This is a genomic window from Pseudomonas sp. PB103 (assembly GCF_009764635.1).
Lineage (GTDB): Bacteria > Pseudomonadota > Gammaproteobacteria > Pseudomonadales > Pseudomonadaceae > Aquipseudomonas.
Window position 1 is genome coordinate 34,833 of sequence record NZ_RWIL01000121.1, and the last position, 20,419, is coordinate 55,251.

8 protein-coding genes are annotated in these 20,419 nt (G+C 62.2%); 5 read left to right on the forward strand and 3 right to left on the reverse strand.

Annotation, left to right across the window (positions count from 1 at the left end):
• Window positions 1-2 precede the first annotated feature (2 nt).
• Both EJA70_RS21385 and EJA70_RS21390 read left to right on the forward strand, forming a co-directional pair.
• On the forward strand, window positions 3-13,001 hold the full coding sequence (locus EJA70_RS21385) for a non-ribosomal peptide synthetase (protein WP_158833308.1): 12,999 nt from the start codon (window positions 3-5) through the stop codon (window positions 12,999-13,001).
• A gap of 230 nt (window positions 13,002-13,231) precedes the next feature.
• Window positions 13,232-14,044: an alpha/beta fold hydrolase gene (locus EJA70_RS21390; protein WP_158833311.1), complete on the forward strand. Its 813-nt coding sequence runs from the start codon at window positions 13,232-13,234 to the stop codon at window positions 14,042-14,044.
• Window positions 14,045-14,107: 63 nt separating this feature from the next.
• On the opposite strand, the gene dsbG is transcribed toward EJA70_RS21390, so the two are convergent.
• Genes dsbG through dsbD form a run of 3 tightly spaced genes read right to left on the reverse strand, consistent with a single transcriptional unit; the run spans window position 14,108 to window position 17,468 of the window.
• The gene (gene dsbG, locus EJA70_RS21395) at window positions 14,108-14,878 is read right to left on the reverse strand and encodes a thiol:disulfide interchange protein DsbG (RefSeq protein ID WP_158833313.1); all 771 of its coding nucleotides are present in this window, start codon (window positions 14,876-14,878) and stop codon (window positions 14,108-14,110) included.
• Window positions 14,854-15,735 carry a TlpA disulfide reductase family protein gene (locus tag EJA70_RS21400; RefSeq protein ID WP_158833315.1) on the reverse strand — a complete coding sequence of 294 codons (882 nt, stop codon included), beginning with the start codon at window positions 15,733-15,735 and terminating at the stop codon, window positions 14,854-14,856. The genes dsbG and EJA70_RS21400 overlap by 25 nt, the downstream gene beginning before the upstream one ends.
• On the reverse strand, window positions 15,735-17,468 hold the full coding sequence (gene dsbD / locus EJA70_RS21405) for a protein-disulfide reductase DsbD (protein WP_158833317.1): 1,734 nt from the start codon (window positions 17,466-17,468) through the stop codon (window positions 15,735-15,737). The genes EJA70_RS21400 and dsbD overlap by 1 nt, the downstream gene beginning before the upstream one ends.
• 153 nt (window positions 17,469-17,621) lie before the next feature.
• Here dsbD and EJA70_RS21410 point away from each other — a divergent pair, with 153 nt between their 5' ends.
• The 3 genes from EJA70_RS21410 to EJA70_RS21420 all read left to right on the forward strand — a co-directional run bounded on the left by EJA70_RS21410 (window position 17,622) and on the right by EJA70_RS21420 (window position 20,309).
• On the forward strand, window positions 17,622-18,302 hold the full coding sequence (locus tag EJA70_RS21410; RefSeq protein ID WP_007908710.1) for a response regulator: 681 nt from the start codon (window positions 17,622-17,624) through the stop codon (window positions 18,300-18,302).
• Window positions 18,302-19,624: an ATP-binding protein gene (locus tag EJA70_RS21415; RefSeq protein WP_158833319.1), complete on the forward strand. Its 1,323-nt coding sequence runs from the start codon at window positions 18,302-18,304 to the stop codon at window positions 19,622-19,624. The genes EJA70_RS21410 and EJA70_RS21415 overlap by 1 nt, the downstream gene beginning before the upstream one ends.
• A gap of 199 nt (window positions 19,625-19,823) precedes the next feature.
• Window positions 19,824-20,309, forward strand: a complete 486-nt coding sequence (locus EJA70_RS21420) for a GNAT family N-acetyltransferase (RefSeq protein WP_158833321.1) — start codon at window positions 19,824-19,826, stop codon at window positions 20,307-20,309.
• Window positions 20,310-20,419: the final 110 nt, after the last annotated feature.

Here is a 20,419-nt window from a genome sequence, read left to right on the forward strand (position 1 = left end):
TCATGACCGACGCGTTCGAAATCCCCAGCACTCTGGTCCAAGCCCTCCAGCGCCGTGCGGCCCTGACACCGGACCAATTGGCCCTGCGTTTTCTCGCCGAAAACGCAGAGCAGGCTGTGGTACTCAGCTATCGCGAACTGGATCAACGCGCGCGCACCATTGCCGCCGCGTTGCAGGCCGAAGCCGAATTCGGCGATCGTGCAGTCTTGTTGTTTCCCAGCGGCCCGGATTACGTCGCGGCCTTCTTTGGTTGCCTGTACGCAGGCGTGATCGCGGTGCCGGCCTATCCGCCGGAATCCGCCCGTCGTCACCATCAGGAGCGTCTGCTGTCGATCATTGCCGACGCCGAACCGCGCCTGCTGCTGACCAGCGCTGACCTGCGCGACGCCTTGCAGCAGATCGAAGGCGCGCCGCCGCTGCTGTGCGTCGATACCCTCGACAATGCGCTTGCCGAAAACTGGCTCGAGCCGAACCTGCCGCAGGATCACATCGCCTTCCTGCAATACACCTCCGGCTCTACCGCTTTGCCCAAAGGCGTGCAGGTCAGCCACGGCAACCTGGTCGCCAACGAACTGCTGATCCGTCACGGCTTCGGCATCGACGTGAACCCCGACGATGTCATCGTCAGCTGGCTGCCGCTGTACCACGACATGGGGCTGATTGGCGGTCTGCTGCAGCCGATTTTCAGCGGCGTGCCGTGCGTCCTGATGTCGCCGGCGTACTTTCTCGGTCGGCCCTTGCGCTGGCTCGAAGCGATCAGCCAATACGGCGGCACCATCAGCGGCGGGCCGGACTTCGCCTACCGTTTGTGCAGCGAACGCGTCAGCGAGTCGGCGCTTGAACGCCTCGATCTGAGCCGCTGGCGCGTGGCCTATTCCGGCTCCGAGCCGATCCGCCTCGACACCCTTGAGCGCTTCGCCGAGAAGTTAGCCGCGAGCGGGTTCAGCGACGACAGTTTCATGGCCTCGTACGGTCTGGCCGAGGCCACGCTGTTCGTCGCCGGCACCCCGCGCGGCACCGGTATCCCAGCACTGCGCGTGGACGATCAGGCGCTGGCGCAAAACCGCGCCGAGCCGGGCGAAGGTAGCCCGATCATGAGCTGCGGCATCAGCCAGCCCAAGCACGCGGTGTTGATCGTCGAGCCGAACACGCTCGTAGAACTGGTCGACAACGCCGTCGGTGAAGTCTGGGCGGCCGGGCCGAGCATTGCCCTCGGCTACTGGCGCAACCCCGAGGCCAGCGCCAAGACCTTCGTTCAGCACGCCGGCCGCACTTGGCTGCGCACCGGTGACTTGGGCTTTATGCGCGACGGTGAGCTGTTCATCACCGGTCGCCTGAAAGACATGCTCATCGTGCGCGGCCACAATCTCTATCCGCAGGACATCGAGAAGACCGTCGAGAACGAAGTGGAGGCGGTGCGCAAGGGCCGCGTCGCGGCATTCGCCGTCAACCAGAATGGCGAAGAGGGCATCGGCATCGCCGCGGAAATCAGCCGCAGCGTGCAGAAAATCCTGCCGCCGGAAGCGTTGATCAAAGCGATCCGCCAAGCCGTGGCCGAGGCGTACCAGGAAGCACCGAGCGTGGTGGTGCTGCTCAATCCGGGCGCGCTGCCAAAAACCTCCAGCGGTAAATTGCAGCGTTCAGCGTGCCGCAATCGCCTGGCTGATGGCAGTCTCGACAGCTACGCGGTGTTCCCGTCGACCACAGCCGCAACCGCAGAGTCGGCCACCAACGCGTCCGAACTCGAAGCGCTGATCGGCAGCATCTGGGCCGAGCAACTCAACGTCAAACAGGTCAATGCCGACGATCACTTCTTCCTGCTCGGCGGCAACTCGATCGCCGCCACGCAAGTCATCGCCCGGGTCCGTGAAGAACTTGGCCTTGAGCTGAACCTGCGCCTGCTCTTCGAAGCGCCAACGCTGTCGGCATTCGCCGCTGCGGTGGCGCAACAGCAACAGGATGGCGGCAGCGCCCAAGGTGCAATCACCGCGTTGTCGCGCAGCGAACCGATGCCGCAATCGCTGGCGCAAAACCGTCTGTGGATCACCTGGCAACTCGACCCGCAGAGCAGCGCCTACAACATTCCCGGTGCCCTGCGCCTGCGTGGTGAACTGGACGAAGACGCCTTGCGCACCAGTTTCCAGCAACTGATCGAGCGCCACGAATCGCTGCGCACACGCTTTTTCGAACGCGACGGCGTGGCCCTGCAACACGTCGATGCCGCCGCCGAATTCAACCTGCAACTGATCGACATCAGCGACCTGCCGGCGCATCAGCGCGAAGCCCGCGCCGTGCAGATTCGCGAAGACGAAGCGCGTACCCAGTTCGACCTGGAAAAAGGCCCGCTGCTGTGGGTGACGCTGGTGCGTCTCGACGACGAAGATCACCAATTGCTGGTGACGATGCACCACATCATCGCCGACGGCTGGTCGCTGAATGTCTTGATCGACGAGTTCTCACGGCTGTACGCGGCGGCATCGCAAGGCGCGACCGCCAACCTCGCGCCGTTGCCTACGCAGTACGCCGACTACGGCAGCTGGCAGCGCCAATGGCTGGCGCAAGGCGAGGGCGAGCGGCAACTGGCCTACTGGAAAACCCAGTTGGGTGACGAGCATCCGACCCTGGAACTGGCCACTGACTCTCCGCGTTCGGCGCAGCATGTTCACAGCGCAGAGCGCCATACCGTGCGCTTGGGCGCCAGCCTCAGCGAGGCGATCCGCAACACCGCGCAAGCGCACCAGTCGACACCGTTCATGCTGCTGCTCTCGGCATTCCAGAGCCTGCTGCATCGCTACAGCGGTCAGCGCGATATCCGCATCGGCGTGCCGAATGCCAACCGTCCGCGCCTGGAAACCCAGGGCCTGATCGGCTTCTTCATCAACACCCAGGTGCTGCGCGCCGAGATCGATTCGCGCCTGTCGTTCGTCGAACTGCTGGCGCAGACCCGCCAGGCCGCGCTCGGTGCCCAGGCGAATCAGGATCTGCCGTTCGAGCAACTTCTCGAAGCCTTCCCGCAGGCCCGCGAACAAGGCCTGTTCCAAGTGATGTTCAACCATCAGCAACGCGACCTCAGCGCGCTGAAACGCCTGCCGGGTCTGCTCGCCGAAGAGCTGCCGTGGCACAGCCGCGAAGCCAAGTTCGACCTGCAACTGCACAGCGAAGAAGACCGTAACGGTCGCCTGACTTTGTCGTTCGACTACGCCAGCGAATTGTTCGATGCCACGACCATTGCGCGTCTGGCCGAACACTTCAGTAACCTGTTGCGCGAAGTTTGCGAACGCCCGGAGCAAGCCATCGGCGATCTGCAACTGCTGACCACCAACGAACACGACCAGCAAAAAAACTGGAGCGTCGCACCGTGCACCCCGGCGCAACAATGGCTGCCAGAGCTACTCAATGAACAGGCCCGCCAGACCCCGGAACGCACCGCACTGGTGTGGGACGGTGGCAGCCTCGACTTCGCGGAACTGCACACTCAGGCAAACCGCCTCGCACACTATTTGCGCGACAAAGGCGTCGGCCCCGACGTTTGCGTGGCCATCGCCGCCGAGCGTTCGCCACAACTGCTGATCGGCCTGCTGGCGATCATCAAGGCTGGCGGCGCCTATGTGCCGCTGGACCCGGATTACCCGGCTGATCGTCTGGCCTACATGCTCAGCGACAGCGGCGTCGAACTGCTGCTGACGCAAACAGAATTGCTCGACCGTTTGCCGGCCAGCGATGGCGTCAGCGTCATCGCCATGGACGCGCTGCACCTGGAGAACTGGCCGAGCCAGGCACCGGGCCTGCACCTGCACGGCGACAACCTCGCCTACGTGATTTACACCTCGGGTTCCACCGGCCAGCCGAAAGGCGTCGGCAACACCCACGCAGCACTGGCTGAACGTCTGCAATGGATGCAGAACACTTACGCGCTCGATGAAACCGATGTGCTGATGCAAAAGGCGCCGATCAGTTTCGACGTGTCGGTGTGGGAATGCTTCTGGCCGTTGATCACGGGTGCGCGTCTGCTGATTGCAGGTCCCGGTGAACACCGCGATCCGCATCGCATCGCGCAGCTTGTTCAAGAGCATGGGGTGACCACGCTGCACTTTGTGCCGCCACTGCTTTCGCTGTTCATCGACGAACCGCTGAGCGCCGAATGCACCAGCCTGCGCCGGGTATTCTCGGGCGGTGAAGCGCTGCCCGCCGAACTGCGCAACCGTGTGTTGGCGCAACTGCCAGCGGTGCAATTGCACAACCGTTACGGCCCGACCGAAACCGCAATCAACGTCACCCACTGGCATTGCACCACGGCCGATGGCGAACGCTCGCCGATCGGCCGGCCGCTGGGCAACGTGATGTGCCGCGTGCTCGACGCCGACCTCAATCCCGTGCCGGCCGGCGTACCGGGCGAGTTGTGCATCAGCGGCATCGGTCTGGCTCGCGGTTACCTCGGTCGTCCAGCGTTGACCGCTGAACGCTTTGTCGTCGATCCATTGGGCGAGCAGGGCGCGCGTTTGTACCGCACTGGCGACCGCGCGCGCTGGACCGCCGATGGCGTCATTGAATACCTTGGCCGTCTCGATCAGCAGGTCAAACTGCGTGGTTTCCGTGTCGAACCGGAAGAAATCGAAGCACGTCTGCTTGCCCAGGACGGCGTCGCCCAAGCCGTGGTGCTGGTGCGCGAAACCGCTGCCGGTGCGCAGCTGATCGGCTACTTCACCGCAACCGATGCCAGCGAAAATCATGACGAGCAGATCACCCGGCTGAAAACCGCACTGGCCGCCGAACTGCCGGAATACATGGTCCCGGCGCAACTGATGCGTCTCGACGCAATGCCGCTCAGCCCCAACGGCAAACTCGACCGCCGTGCCTTGCCCGAGCCGCAATGGCAAGTACGTGAACACGTTGAACCGGTGACTGAGCTGGAGCAGCAGATCGCCGCGATCTGGCGCGAAGTGCTGGGTCTGGCGCAAATCGGTCTGCGCGACGACTTCTTCGCCCTCGGCGGTCACTCGCTGCTGGCCACGCAAATCATTTCGCGTACCCGCCAGGCCTGTGACGTCGAGTTGCCGTTGCGCGCGTTGTTCGAGCACAGCGAACTCGGTGATTTCGCCGAACAGATCCGGTTGATCCAGGCCAGCGGCCGCACCAACAAACAGCCGCCGATCGACAAGGTCGACCGCAGCCAACCGGTGCCGCTGTCGTACTCGCAACAGCGCATGTGGTTCCTCTGGCAAATGGAGCCGGACAGCCCGGCGTACAACGTTGGCGGCATGGCGCGCCTGCGTGGCGTGTTGCATGTCGAGCGTTTCGAGTTGGCGTTGCAAGCGCTGATTTTGCGTCACGAAACTCTGCGCACCACGTTCCCGAGTGTCGACGGCGTTGCGCGTCAGCAGGTGCATGCCGAAACCGGCGTGCGCATGGGCTGGAAGGATTTCTCCAAATTCGCCGCCGACGTGCGCGAGCAAAAGGTTCAGCAGTTTGCCGACGAAGAGGCGCATCTGCCGTTCGACCTGGAAACCGGCCCGCTGCTGCGTGCCTGTCTGGTCAAAACTGCCGAGCACGAGCATTACTTTGTTCTGACCCTGCACCATATCGTTACCGAAGGCTGGGCGATGGACATCTTCGCCCGTGAACTCAGTGCGCTGTACGAAGCATTTGTCGATGATCGCGATTCGCCGCTTGAGCCGCTGCCGGTGCAGTACCTCGACTACAGCGTCTGGCAGCGCAACTGGCTGGAATCCGGCGAGCGTCAGCGTCAACTCGACTACTGGACCGCACAACTTGGCCGTGAACATCCGTTACTGGAATTACCCGGTGACCGCCCGCGTCCGCCAGTGCAGAGCCATCAGGGCGAGCTATTCCGTTTTGATCTGAGCGACGACCTCGCCGCGCGCGTTCGTGCATTCAATGCGCAAAACGGTCTGACCCTGTTCATGACCATGACCGCCGCGCTCGCCACGCTGCTCTACCGCTACAGCGGGCAGACCGATCTGCGCATCGGCGCGCCAGTGGCTAACCGTATTCGCCCGGAAAGCGAAGGGCTGATCGGGGCGTTCCTCAACACCCAAGTGCTGCGTTGCCAGCTTGACGGCATGATGTCGGTCGGCGAACTGTTCGAGCAGGTGCGCCACACAGTGATCGAAGGCCAGTCGCATCAGGATCTGCCGTTCGATCATCTGGTTGAAGCCTTGCAGCCGCCACGCAGCGCCGCGTACAACCCGCTGTTTCAGGTGATGTGCAACGTGCAGCGCTGGGAATTCCAGCAGAGCCGAATGCTCGCCGGCATGACCGTCGAATATCTGGCCAACGATGCGCGGGCGACCAAGTTCGACCTCAACCTGGAAGTCACCGACCTCGACCATCGCCTCGGTTGCTGCCTGACTTACAGCACCGATCTGTTCGACGAGCCGACCATCGCGCGCATGGCCAAGCATTGGCGCAACCTGCTTGAAGCGCTGATCGCCGATCCGCAACAACGTCTCAGCGAATTGCCGTTGCTCGATGCGCCGGAGCAACAGCAACTGCTCGACAGCCTCGGCATCGAGCCGGGCGAGCATCGTCTCGATCAGTGCATTCATCACCTGTTCGCCGAGCAGGCGCTGGCGCGCAAAGACGCACCGGCCCTGACCTTCGCCGGGCAGACCCTGAGCTACGCCGAACTCGACGCCCGCGCCAATCGCTTGGCCTGGGCCTTGCGTGAGCGTGGCGTCGGCCCGCAAGTGCGCGTAGGCCTGGCGCTGGAGCGTTCGCTGGAAATGGTCATCGGCCTGCTGGCGATTCTCAAGGCCGGCGGCGCCTATGTGCCGCTGGACCCGGAATACCCGCTCGACCGTCTGCACTACATGATCGACGACAGCCGCATCGGCCTGCTGCTCAGTGATCGGGCAATGTTCAAAGCCCTTGGCGATCTGCCGCCGAGCGTGGCGCGCTGGTGCCTGGAAGACGACAGCGCGGCACTCTTCGATTACCCGGCCACTGAGCTGCCGTTTATCAGCCTGCCGCAGCATCAGGCGTATTTGATTTACACCTCGGGTTCGACCGGTAAACCGAAAGGTGTGGTGGTCTCCCACGGCGAAATCGCCATGCACTGCCAAGCCGTGATCGAGCGATTCGGCATGCGCCCGGACGACTGCGAACTGCACTTCTACTCAATCAACTTCGACGCTGCCACCGAGCGTTTGTTGGTGCCGTTGCTCAGCGGTGCGCAGGTGGTGCTGCGTGCGCAAGGTCAGTGGGACGCGGAAGAAATCTGTGGCTTGATCCGCACGCACAAAATCAACGTACTCGGTTTCACCCCGAGCTACGGCAGCCAGCTGGCGCAATTCCTGTCGACGCAAAACGAAATCCTCCCGGTGCGGATGATCATCACTGGTGGCGAAGCGTTGACCGGTGAGCACCTGCAGCGCATTCGTGCAGCGTTCAAACCGTCGATGTTCTTCAACGCCTATGGTCCGACCGAAACCGTGGTCATGCCACTCGCCAGTCTGGCGCCGGAGGTGCTGGAAGAGGGCGCCGGCGGTGTGCCGATCGGCAGCGTGATCGGCGCGCGCGTGGCGTACATTCTCGACGCCGATCTGGCGCTGGTGCCGCAAGGCGCGACCGGTGAATTGTTCGTCGGCGGCGCCGGTCTGGCGCAGGCTTATCACGACCGTCCGGGCATCACCGCCGAACGGTTTGTCGCTGACCCGTTTGCCACTGATGGCGGGCGCATGTATCGCACTGGCGACCTGGTGCGCCAGCGTGCCGATGGTCTGGTGGAATACCTGGGCCGGATCGACCATCAGGTAAAAATTCGTGGTTTCCGTATCGAGCTGGGCGAAATCGAAACCCGTTTGCTCGATCACAATTCGATCCGCGAAGCCGTGGTGCTCGCCCTCGATGCGCCGAGCGGCAAACAACTGGTTGGCTATCTGGTCACCGAAGTTGCCGAGCAGAATGAAGCCAGACAGGCTGAACTGCGCGACGCCCTCAAGTCGCACCTCAAGGCGCAACTGCCGGATTACATGGTGCCGACGCACCTGATTCTGCTGGCGAGCATGCCGCTGACCGCCAACGGCAAACTCGATCGTCGTGCGTTGCCGGCGCCGGATCCTGAGTTGAATCGTCAGGACTACGTCGCGCCGAGCAACGAACTGGAGCAGACCCTGGCGCAGATCTGGTGCGAGGTGCTCAACGTCGAACAGGTCGGCCTTAACGACAACTTCTTCGAACTCGGCGGCGACTCGATTCTGTCGATTCAAGTGGTCAGTCGTGCACGGCAGCAAGGCATTCATTTCAGCCCGCGTGATCTGTTCCAGCATCAGACCGTGCAGACCCTTGCGGCGGTAGCCAGTCGCACTGAGCAGGTGACGGCCGAGCAAGGTCTGGTGGTTGGCGAATCGGCGCTGACGCCGATTCAGCACTGGTTCTTCGACACTGAAATCCCTGAACGTCAGCACTGGAACCAGGCGTTGTTGCTGGAGCCGACCGTACCACTGGAACCGCACCGTCTGGAACAGGCGCTGTTGGCGGTGATCGAGCAGCATGATGCTTTGCGTCTGCGCTTCAGCGCAGTCAACGACGCGTGGCAAGCGATGCACCAACCGGTCTCCGATGCGGCGGTGTTGTGGCAAGTGCGTGTTACCTCGATGGACAAGTGCGAAGCGCTGTTTGCCGATGCGCAACGCAGCCTCGATCTGCAAAATGGCCCGCTGGTTCGCGCCTTGCTGGTCGACGGCCCTGAAGGACAGCAACGCCTGTTTATCGCGATTCATCACTTGGTGGTCGACGGCGTCTCATGGCGTGTGTTGCTCGACGATGTGCAAACCGTTTACCGCCAACTCGACGCTGGGCAGTCGGTCAAACTGCCGGCGAAAACCAGTGCCTTCAAGGACTGGACGGCACGTTTGCAGGCTTATGCCGGCAGCGAATCCCTGCGCGAAGAACTCGACTGGTGGCAGACCCAACTGGCTGGCCCGAACGCCGACCTGCCTTGCGAAAATCCGCAGGGCGGACAGCAGAATCGCCACGCGCAAACCATCAGCGTGCGCCTCGATGCCGAACACACTAAACAGTTGCTGCAACAGGCGCCGGCCGCCTATCGCACGCAAGTCAACGATCTGCTGCTGACCGCGCTGGCCCGCGTGTTGTGCCGCTGGAGTGAGCAACCCTCGACGCTGATTCAGCTGGAAGGCCACGGCCGCGAAACCCTGTTCGACGAGATCGACCTGACCCGCACCGTCGGCTGGTTCACCAGCGCCTATCCATTACGCCTGACCCCGCACAACATCGAAGAAGCCGCCGGGCAGGGCGCTTCGATCAAGGCAATCAAAGAGCAATTGCGCGCCGTGCCGCACAAAGGCCTGGGTTATGGCGTGCTGCGTTATCTCGCCGATGACCTCAGCCAGCGCAGCATGGCCGCGCTGCCGCATGCGCCGGTCACCTTCAACTACCTCGGCCAGTTCGACCAGAGCTTCGGCAGCGATGCGCTGTTCCGTCCGCTGGATGAGCCGGTCGGTGCCGCCCACGATCCGCACGCGCCACTGCCGAACGAGCTGAGCATCGACAGTCAGGTTTACGGTGGTGAATTGCTCCTGCGCTGGACCTTCAGCGCCGAGCGTTACGAGACGCAAACCATCAACGATCTGGCCGATGCCTACCTCGGTGAGCTGCAAAGCCTGATCGCCCATTGCCTGCAAGACGAGGCCGGCGGCCTGACGCCGTCGGACTTCCCGCTGGCCAGGCTGACTCAGGCGCAACTTGATGCCTTGCCGGTGCCGGCCGCGCACATCGAAGACGTCTATCCGCTGACGCCAATGCAGGAAGGCATGTTGCTGCACACCTTGCTCGAACCGGGCACCGGTCTGTACTACATGCAGGATCGCTACCGCATCAACAGCGAACTCGATGCCGAGCGTTTCGCCCAAGCCTGGCAAGCGGTGATCGCCCGTCACGAAGCGCTGCGTGCGTCGTTCTGCTGGAACGTTGGCGAAGACATGCTGCAAGTGATTCACACACCAGGTCGTACGCCAATCGAATATCTGGACTGGAGCGACATCGCCGAAACCGAGCAGGAACCGCAGCTGCAAGCCTTGTTGAAAAACGAGCGCGAGGCCGGTTTCGATCTGCTCAATCAGGCGCCGTTTCACCTGCGCCTGATCAAGGTCGGCGCGGCGCGCTACTGGTTCATGATGAGCAACCACCACATCCTCATCGATGCCTGGTGCCGCTCGTTGCTGATGAACGACTTCTTCGAGATCTACACCGCGATGGGCGAGGGCCGTGAAGCGCAACTCGCCGTGCCGCCGCGTTATCGCGATTACATCGGCTGGCTGCAACGCCAGAGCCTCGCCGAAGCGCGGCAGTGGTGGCAGCAGAACCTGCAAGGGTTCGAGCGCACCACGCCGATCCCGAGCGACCGGCCGTTCCTGCGCGAACATGCCGGTGAGAGCGGCGGGATGATCGTCGGCGACCGCTACACCCGCCTGAATGTCGAGGACGGTGCGCGTCTGCGTGAACTGGCGCAGGCGCATCAACTGACGATCAACACGTTTGCTCAAGCAGCGTGGGCCTTGGTACTGCGCCGTATGAGCGGTGATCGTGATGTGCTGTTCGGCGTGACCGTGGCCGGGCGGCCGGTGGAAATGCCGGAGATGCAGCGCACGGTCGGCCTGTTCATCAACAGTATTGCGCTGCGGGTGCAGATGCCGGCGGACGATGAACGCAGCAGCGTGCGTCAGTGGCTCAGTGGCTTGCTCGACAGCAACATGCAACTTCGCGAGTACGAATACCTGCCGCTGGTGAACATTCAGGAACAAAGCGAATTGCCGAAAGGCCAGCCGCTGTTCGACAGCCTGTTCGTCTTCGAAAACGCCCCGGTGGAAGTCTCGGTGCTGGACCGCGCGCAGAGCCTGAACGCGACGTCGGACTCGGGCCGAACCCACACCAACTTCCCGCTGACGGCGGTCTGCTACCCGGGCGATGACCTCGGTTTGCACCTGTCGTATGACCAGCGTTATTTCGACGAATCGACCATCGAGCGCATGCTCGGCGAGTTCAAGCGTTTGCTGCTGGCACTGGTCGACGGCTTCCATGGCGACATGGCCGATCTGCCGTTGCTGGGTGCCGAGGAACAGGACTTCCTGCTCCATGGTTGCAACCAGAGTGCCTACGATTATCCGCTGGAGCAGAGCTACGTTGCGCTGTTCGAAGCGCAGGTCGCCGCGCATCCACAGCGTATCGCCGCGACGTGTATTGATCAGCAACTGAGCTACGCCGAGCTGAACCACAACGCCAACCGTCTCGGCCATGCCCTGGTCGCGGCCGGGGTGCAGATGGATCAACCGGTGGCGTTGCTCGGCGAACGCAATCTCGATCTGCTCGGCATGATCATCGGCAGCTTCAAGGCTGGCGCGGGTTATCTGCCCCTGGATCCGGGCCTGCCGAGCCAGCGTCTGCAACGCATCATCGAGCTGAGCCGCACGCCGGTGCTGGTCTGCTCTAAAGCCTGCTTTGAACAGGCGCGGACGTTGCTGGATGAATTCAGCTGCGCCAATCGCCCACGCTTATTGGTGTGGGAAGAGGTTCAAGCAGCGGCGATTTCGGCGCAGGACCTGGGTATTTACAGCGCCCCGGACAACCTCGCCTATGTGATCTACACCTCGGGTTCGACCGGCCTGCCGAAAGGCGTGATGGTCGAGCAGCGCGGCATGCTCAATAACCAATTGAGCAAGGTGCCGTACTTGAATTTGAGCGACGCCGATGTGATCGCGCAGACCGCCTCGCAAAGCTTCGATATTTCGGTCTGGCAGTTCCTCGCCGCACCGCTGTTCGGTGCGCGGGTGGACATCGTGCCGAACACGATTGCCCACGATCCGCAAGGTTTGTTGGTGCATGTACAGGCGCAGGGCATCACCGTGCTGGAGAGCGTGCCATCGCTGATTCAGGGCATGCTCGCCTCGGATCGCTTGAGTCTGGATGGCTTGCGCTGGATGTTGCCGACCGGTGAGGCGATGCCACCGGAACTGGCGCATCAGTGGTTGCTGCGTTACCCGGACATCGGTCTGGTCAACGCTTATGGCCCGGCGGAATGTTCCGATGACGTGGCGTTCTTCCGTGTCGACATGGCCTCGACGCGCGGCAGTTATTTGCCGATCGGCACACCGACCGACAATAACTTGCTGTATCTGCTCGATGGCGCGCTGGAGCTGGTGCCGTTGGGTGCGGTGGGCGAGTTGTGCGTGGCCGGCACGGGCGTCGGTCGCGGTTATGTCAGCGATCCGCTACGCACCGCGCCAGTGTTTGTACCGAACCCGTTCGGCGCGCCGGGCGAGCGTCTGTATCGCACCGGTGATCTGGCGCGGCGTCGCAGCGACGGTGTGCTGGAGTACGTCGGCCGCGTCGACCATCAGGTGAAGATTCGCGGTTACCGCATCGAACTGGGTGAGATCGAAGCGCGCCTGCATGAACAGCCGGAAGTGCGCGATGGCGCGGTCGGTGTGCAGGAGGGCGTCAATGGCAAGCACTTGGTCGGTTATCTGGTGGCGGCCGATTCGGCACTCAACCCAAGCGAACGCCTGGAGCGGATCAAACAGCGCCTGCGCGCCGAATTACCGGAATACATGGTGCCGCTGCACTGGTTGTGGCTCGATCAGCTGCCGCTGAACGCCAACGGCAAACTCGACCGCAAAGCTTTGCCCGCGCTGGAGATCGGCCAGTTACAGAGCCAGGATTACCTGGCCCCGCGCAATGACCTCGAGCAGACGCTGGCGGATATTTGGGCCGAGGTGCTGAAGGTCGAGCAGGTCGGTGTGCGCGACAACTTCTTCGAGCTGGGCGGGCACTCGTTGCTGGCCACGCAGATTGCTTCACGGGTGCAGAAGTCGCTGCAACGCGACGTGCCGCTGCGGGCGATGTTCGAGTGCAGCACGGTGGAGGAATTGGCCGAGTACATCGATGGGCTGGCGGCGAGTGACATCACCGAGGAGAAGGTCGACCGCTTGAATGATCTGATGGCGGAGCTGGAGGGTCTGTAGTTTTTTCGGTGTCTGTACTGGCCTCATCGCTGGCAAGCCAGCTCCCACAGTAATCGAACATGATCACAAATTTTGTGTTCACTCTAGAACCTGTGGGAGCTGGCTTGCCAGCGATGGCGTCAGTGCATTCAACACATTCAACAGGAACATTTTTAGACATTTGCCCGATTGACGATCAGCAACCGGCAGCTCAGTCTGCCGGTTCTGTTTTTTACCGCGCAGGTGAATCGATGCCCTTCTTAACGGTTGACGGACAAGCACTGCATTACCTTGATCAAGGCACCGGCCCGGCAGTCTTGCTGGCCGGCAGTTATCTGTGGGATCAGGCCATGTGGGCACCGCAGATCGCCGCGTTGTCGCCGCACTATCGGGTGATTGCGCTGGACCTGTGGGGCCACGGCGAGTCGGGGCGTTTGCCTGAAGGCACTTCATCACTGGACGATATCGCCCGCCAGGCACTCGCCTTGCTCGATCATCTGCAGATCGAGCAGGTGACCCTCGTCGGGCTTTCGGTCGGCGGCATGTGGGGCGTGCGTCTGGCGCTGGCGGCACCGCAGCGGATCAACGGCCTGGTGCTGATGGACACCTATGTCGGCGTCGAACCGGAGCCTACCCGTCAGTATTACTTCTCGCTGTTCAAGCAAATCGAAGAAACCGGTGAAATCAGCGAGCCACTGCTCGACATCGTTGTGCCGATCTTTTTCCGCCCGGGCATCGATCCGCAGTCGGCGCTGTATCAGGATTTCCGTGCAAAACTGGCGGCGTATTCGTCGGACCGCTTGCGCGAAAGCATCGTGCCGATGGGGCGTATCACCTTTGGCCGCGATGATCTGTTGCCACGTCTGGGCGAGTTGAGTGCTGCAACCACGCTGGTGCTGTGCGGCGATCAGGACAAACCGCGACCACCGTCGGAAGCACAGGAAATGGCTGAGTTGATTGGCTGCCCGTGGGTGCTGGTGCCGCAGGCGGGGCATATCTCCAATCTGGAGAATCCCGAGTTTGTCACCGAGGTGTTGTTCGCCTTCCTGGCTGAGCGCCATTGAAAAGATCGCAGCCTGCGACAGCCCATGTAGGAGCTGCCGCAGGCTGTGATCTTTTGATCTTGCTTACTTGGGCCCGAGAATCTGCGCCAACTTGTCCGGCGACGGCGCCCCTTGCTGTTGTTGCAGCTCACCCTTGGCATCCATGTAGAAAATCGCCGGTGTCGCCTGCAAATCCAGGTCTTCCATCAACTGCATATTGGCCGCCAGTTTGCTCTGCACCGCCGCCGGAATATCCTTCAGCGCTTTAAGCGAACTGCCCTTGCCAGCCTTCTCATGATCTTCCAGCGCCTTGCTCGGGTCTTTCGCGGCCAGCAATGCCGCTGATTTGCCCGGGCTGTCCTCACGGATGATCCCGACCATGATGTGCCGCAGTTGCACTTTGCCGGCCTTGACCCAGGGCCGCGCCTGTTCCCAGAACATGTTGCAGTACGGACAGTTCGGGTCGCTGAACAGGTACACCGTGCGCGGTGCATCCTTGTTGCCGTCCTGAATCCAGTTGCTCGCCTCGAACTTGGCCCAGACTTCCTTTGCCATCGGTGCGTAGACCAGTTTTTGCAAGGGTTCGCTGCTCAGGTCCTTGCCGTCGGCGTCGTACAGATTACCCAGCAGAACGTGTTTGCCATCCGGGGTCAGGTACAGCGCCATGCCACGGTTCTGGTATTGCGCCGCATAACCGCGCAGACCGTCGGGCGCATCGAACTGGCCGACGATTTTCGCGCCTTTGGCTTCGATCTGTTTGATCGCCGCCGGCAATTCTTCAGCAGCCTGCACCGACGGCAAGTGCAGCAGGGCGGTGCCCAGGGTCAGCGTCAGCAGGTGGCGGAGGCGGGGCATGGCAGTTTCCTTGCAGAGGTGGCCGGTGCGGTGGCCGGGTTCGAATTCGGGGTTGGCGTGCCAAAGTTTTCCAGGGCACGGGCCAGGCTGGCGTTCGATAGCTCACCAAGGTGACTGCTCAGCAACCGACCGTCAGGGCTATAGAACAGCGTAGTCGGCAATGCCATGGAACCCACGGCTTGACCGAGCCGACCACTGCGGTCGAACAGCACGTTATTGAGGCTCAGGCCCTGGGTTTCGAGAAACGTCGCCACGCTTTGCATGCTTTCGGCCTGATTGACGAACAGGAAGGTCAGATCCGGTCGTTGCTGCTGGGCGTTTTCCAGCACCGGCATTTCGCGGCGGCACGGTGGGCACCACGTGGCCCACAGGTTGATCACCAACGGGCCGCCCTGATAGTCGCTGAGCTGGATGGTTTCCCCGGCCGCGTTGCGCAGGGAGATGTCCGGCAGCCGGGTGCCTTGTTCATAGATATTCAGTGACAGGGTTGCGAGCAACCAGAACGCCACGCCGCTGACCACGCCAAAGCCCAGCGGCCGGCGCAATCCGGGCCGGCGCCAGCCGCGATACAGCGCCGCCAGCAGTAATACGATCACCCCCGGCCAGGCGAGAAAACCGCCATCGCGCAGGTCGATGATCTGCCACGGGTCATTGCGATAGTGCGCCCAGTACAGCACGACAAACGCCACGCGCGCCGCCAGCATGCCCAATAGAAACAGGCTGAACAGCGCCGACTCGGGGTTGTCACCGCCGCGCTTGGCCACCCGCCAGCCGACAAAGGTCGCCAGCGCCAGAGCACTGATCAGCAGCAGATGGTTGAGCGCAATGGCAAAGGTGCCGAGGGTGAACGTCAGCATTAATTGGCGTCTCGGGTGGTGGCCCAGCGTTGCAGGAACGTGTCGGCATCGACTTCGCCGGTGATGCGCTGGCTGCGACGCTCTTCGCCGTCGGTGCCGATCCAGACGAAGCTCGGTGGCCCCGGCACTTTGTAACGGCTGAGCAGCTCGCGGCTGGCGGCATTGTCGGCGGTGACATCAAGCCTGAGCAGTCGCACATCGCTCAATGCCTGCATGACCTTGTCCTTGCCGAACACCTGTTTTTCCATGACTTTGCACGACACGCACCAGTCGGCGTAGTAGTCGAGCAAGACCCATTGGCCTTTGGTTTTCGCTGTATCCAGTTCGCGTTGCAGGGCGTCGGGAGTGTTGATCGTGGTGAACGCTTCATGGCCATTGGGTGCAGCGCTGGTCGTGCGGCCGGCGCTATAAACCTGCAACGGCTGGTACGGATCATCACTGCCACCCGCCGCGCCGATCACCAGCAAACTGCCCCACAAACCCAGCAGCAGCGCCATTGCGCCGAACATCTGTGCAACACGGCCAAAGCCTTCGGATTGTTTCCAGGCACTGTAAGCGGCAATCAACAACAGCGCGCCGCACAAGCCCAGCCACAACGACGGGTCCAGCACCGGCCGCAACATCAGTAACGCAGTGGCGAGAAAGAGGAAACCAAACACGCCCTTGAGCAGGTTCATCCACTCGCCGGGTTTGGGCAGGAAACGATTGCCGACGGTCACCAGCAACAACAGCGGCACACCAATACCGATGCCCAGCGAGAACAGAATCAAGCCACCGTGCAGGGCATTGCCACTCTGCGCGATATACAACAGCGCGCCGGCCAGCGGCGCGGTCATGCACGGGCCGACCAGCAAGCCCGACAGCGCGCCGAGCGCGCCGGCGCCGACCAGGCTGCCACCACTGCGACTGCGCGAAGCGTTTTCGAGGCGATCACGCAGCGCCACCGGCAGTTGCAGTTCAAAGAAGCCGAACATCGGCAACGCCAGCACCACGAAGATCGCGGCAAAGGTGCCGAGCAGCCAAGGGTTCTGCAACCATGCTTGCAGGTTCGCGCCAAGCAGCGCGGCAATCACGCCCATCGCCGCATACACCAGCGCCATGCAAATCACATAACTGCCGGCCAGCGCAAAACCGCGACGCGGTGTGGCACCACTGCCGACGACCATACCGGCGAGAATCGGCAGCATCGGCAGCGTGCAAGGGGTGAACGCCAGCAGCAGGCCGAGGCCGAAGAACACCAGCAGACTCCAGCCCAGTGCGCGCTGTTGCAGGCTGCTGGCCAAGGCCTGATCAGGTGCTTCGGCGCTTGCCGCGACGGCGGCTTTACCGCCGAGGTCAATCACTCGGGTCTGCGGCGGATAGCACAGGCCGGCATCGGCACAGCCCTGATAGCTGACCTTGATCTGGCCGCTGGCCGAGGCGGGGATTTTGACTTCCAGGCCTTGGCGGTAAACCGGTTGCTCACCGAAAAACTCATCGCTGTGCGATTCGCCTTCGGGCAATGCCGGTTGTTGTTCGGCGCTCAGACCGTCGAATTTCAGGCGTTTCTGATACAGGTAATAGCCGTCGGTGATTTGCCAGAACAGCTGGGTTTCACCCGATTCCAGACGCTCGGACGTGAGCACGAACGCTTTATCGACCGGCAGAAACTCCGGTTTTGACTCAAATGGGTTGTTTCCAGCCTGGGCCAGGCTCGAAATCAGCAGAGCAAACAAAAGAAAAAAATGACGCATGGAGGAGCCTTGTCCCTGTGCAAGTGAGGTGCACAATGGGCGGTGGCGATTAACCGATGATTAACCGCCATGCCCTTGTCGCTGTGACGTTCGGGGCATAATGTCAGCTTAATCGGCCAACTGCCTAATCGGCTTTTTTCTACGGGACTCACCATGCACGTACTGGTTTGCGAAGACGATGAGTTGATCGCCAGCGGGATCGTTGCCGGTCTCACGGCGCAGGGGTTGACCGTCGAGCACGTCAACACGGCGTCGAAGGCGCGGGCGATGCTCAAGGTCGCCGAATTTGACGTGATGGTGCTCGATCTCGGCCTGCCCGACGAAGATGGCCTCAAATTGCTGCAACAATTGCGGCAAAGTGGCCTGGAAATCCCGGTACTGATTCTGACCGCACGCGATTCGGTTACCGACCGCGTTGATGGCTTGCAGGCCGGCGCTGACGATTACCTGCTCAAACCGTTCGATCTGCGTGAACTGTTCGCGCGCTTGCAAACCCTGTTGCGCCGCGTGGCGGGCCGCAGCGTCAATCTGATCGAACACGGCGCGCTGACTTATGACCCGAGCAGCCGCGAAACCACCCTCGCCGGGCAACCGGTGGATTTGTCGCGCCGCGAACAGTCGTTGCTCCAGGCCCTGCTGCACAATCGTGGGCGGGTGCTTTCCACCGAGCAACTGAAGGACAGCGTCTACGGCTTCAACGACGAGCTGGAAAGCAACGCCCTCAACGTACACATCCATCACCTGCGCAGCAAACTCGGCAAGGGCATCGTCGAAACCGTGCGCGGCCTGGGTTATCGGCTCGGCCCGGCAGATGGCGGAGATCAAGGCAAGTGATGAGTCTGCGACTGCGCCTGAGCCTGACCCTCGGCGCCGCGTTCGCGCTGATCTGGGCGCTGGCGGCGGCCTGGATGCTCAGCGACCTGCGCAATCAGATGATGTTTTCCCTCGACCAGCGTCTGGTGGCGTCGGCGCGCATGGTCGCCGGCCTGCTGGAACAGTTGCCGACACTGCCGAGCAAGGGCGAGGGCACGCATTTCAGCGCTGAACAATTGAATATTCCTGGCGGCATGGCCTGTCAGGTCAGTTCGTTGCGCGGGGAAATTCTCGCCCGCAGTCATAACAACCCCGAGCAAGCGCTTGAAGCCGAGAAAATGGGCTTCCACGACCAGATCATCGACGGCGCGCCGTGGCGCAGTTTCACCCTCGCACGCGGCGATGTGCGGATTACCACGGCGGATCGGCAGATCGAGCGCGAGGCCCTGAACATGTCGATTCTGCTGGCCGCGTCGGTGCCGGTCGGCGTGGCGTTGCTTGGGTGCCTGTGCCTGTTGTGGCTGGGCATCGGCCAGGGGCTGGCGCCGCTCAATCGCTTGCGTGAAGCGCTGATGCGACGCAATGCCGACTCGCTTGAGCCGCTGCAATTGCAGGCATTTCCCAGCGAATTGAAACCGCTGCTGGATACGCAGAATCAATTATTCCAGCGCATTGGCAAGACTATCGAGCGTGAGCGGCGGCTGACCGGTGACGCGGCGCACGAACTGCGCAGCCCGCTGACGGCGATCAAGACCCACCTGCAAGTGGCGCGCATGACCGAAGGCAGCGCTCGCGATCAATCGCTGGCGCGGGCGGAAGAGGGCGCTGATCGCCTGCATCGGACCCTTGAGCAATTGCTGCTGCTGGCGCGGGTCGAAGGCAGTCTGTCGTTCGACGACGGTTCGCAATGCAGTGCCGAACAGGTCGCCCGACTGGCGATTCAGGATGCTACCGGCGGTGAACGACTGCGGATCAAACTGCAATTGCCGGCGCAGCTTTCTGAGGCTCCGTTGCAGATGCCAGCGGTGTTGGCGATTGCCGCGCTGCGCAATTTGCTCGACAACGCGCTGCGCCACACACCGGAAGATTGCGCGGTCGAGGTGAGCCTGGAAACCATCGGCAACCGCGTACGTTTTGTCGTGCGCGACCATGGTCCGGGCATTGCCCCGGATGATTTGCAGCACTTGACCCAGCGCTTCTGGCGCAACGGCCAAAGCACCGGCTGCGGCCTTGGCCTGGCGATTGTCCAGGCGATCGTCCAGCGTTGCGACTGCGCGCTGCATTTCGACAGCCGCGCGGACGGCCTGCGCGTCGAACTGACCATGCCCCTGCGAACGCTCTGATTTCACTCCCCCCTGTAGGAGCTGCCGAAGGCTGCGATCTTTTGATCTTGATCCTGGAAAACAAGATCAAAAGATCGCAGCCTTCGGCAGCTCCTACAGGGGATTCTCATCAAATGTAACTTCTTGGCGTTCGCTATCCGGGCGGGGCGGGGTTAAGGTCGGCCCCTGCTTTGACTCAATGGATTGAGGGAACAGCGCCATGGAAGCACCCATCTGTATTCGTTCGGCCCTCCCGGCCGACAGCGGCATCATCAGCCGCATCATCGAACGCTCGATCCGCGTCGGTTGTGCATTCGATCACCGCAACGATCCCCGACGAGTCAGCGCCTGGCTTGCGCAACTGTCTGCCGAACAGATCAGTGCCTGGCTGGCCAATCCGCAGTGCTATGTGAATGTTGCGCTGCTCGGGGATAAACCGGTGGGCGTCGGCATGGCCGCCGCCTGCGGGGAAATCACGTTCTGCTACGTGCAGCCGGAATGGTTTCGTCGTGGCGCAGGGCGGGCGTTGATGAACGATCTGCACGGCTGGCTGCGCATTCGCGGCGTTCTGCATGTCAATCTCAACAGCACCCGCACCGGTCAGGCTTTTTATCGGCGCCTGGGCTATCGCGAATCGGCGCAACCGGCTGCCCGCGACGGCTTGCAGACCCTGGCAATGACCCAGTCGTTCGACACCTCGGCCTGACAACTCGATCAAGGGTCTAAATCCTCGGGACGCTTAAGCGTTTCCAGAACAGGAAAACCTGCAAGTGCGCTCCGCGACCGGAATGCGCACCTGTGCGGTGTGCTGTTTTG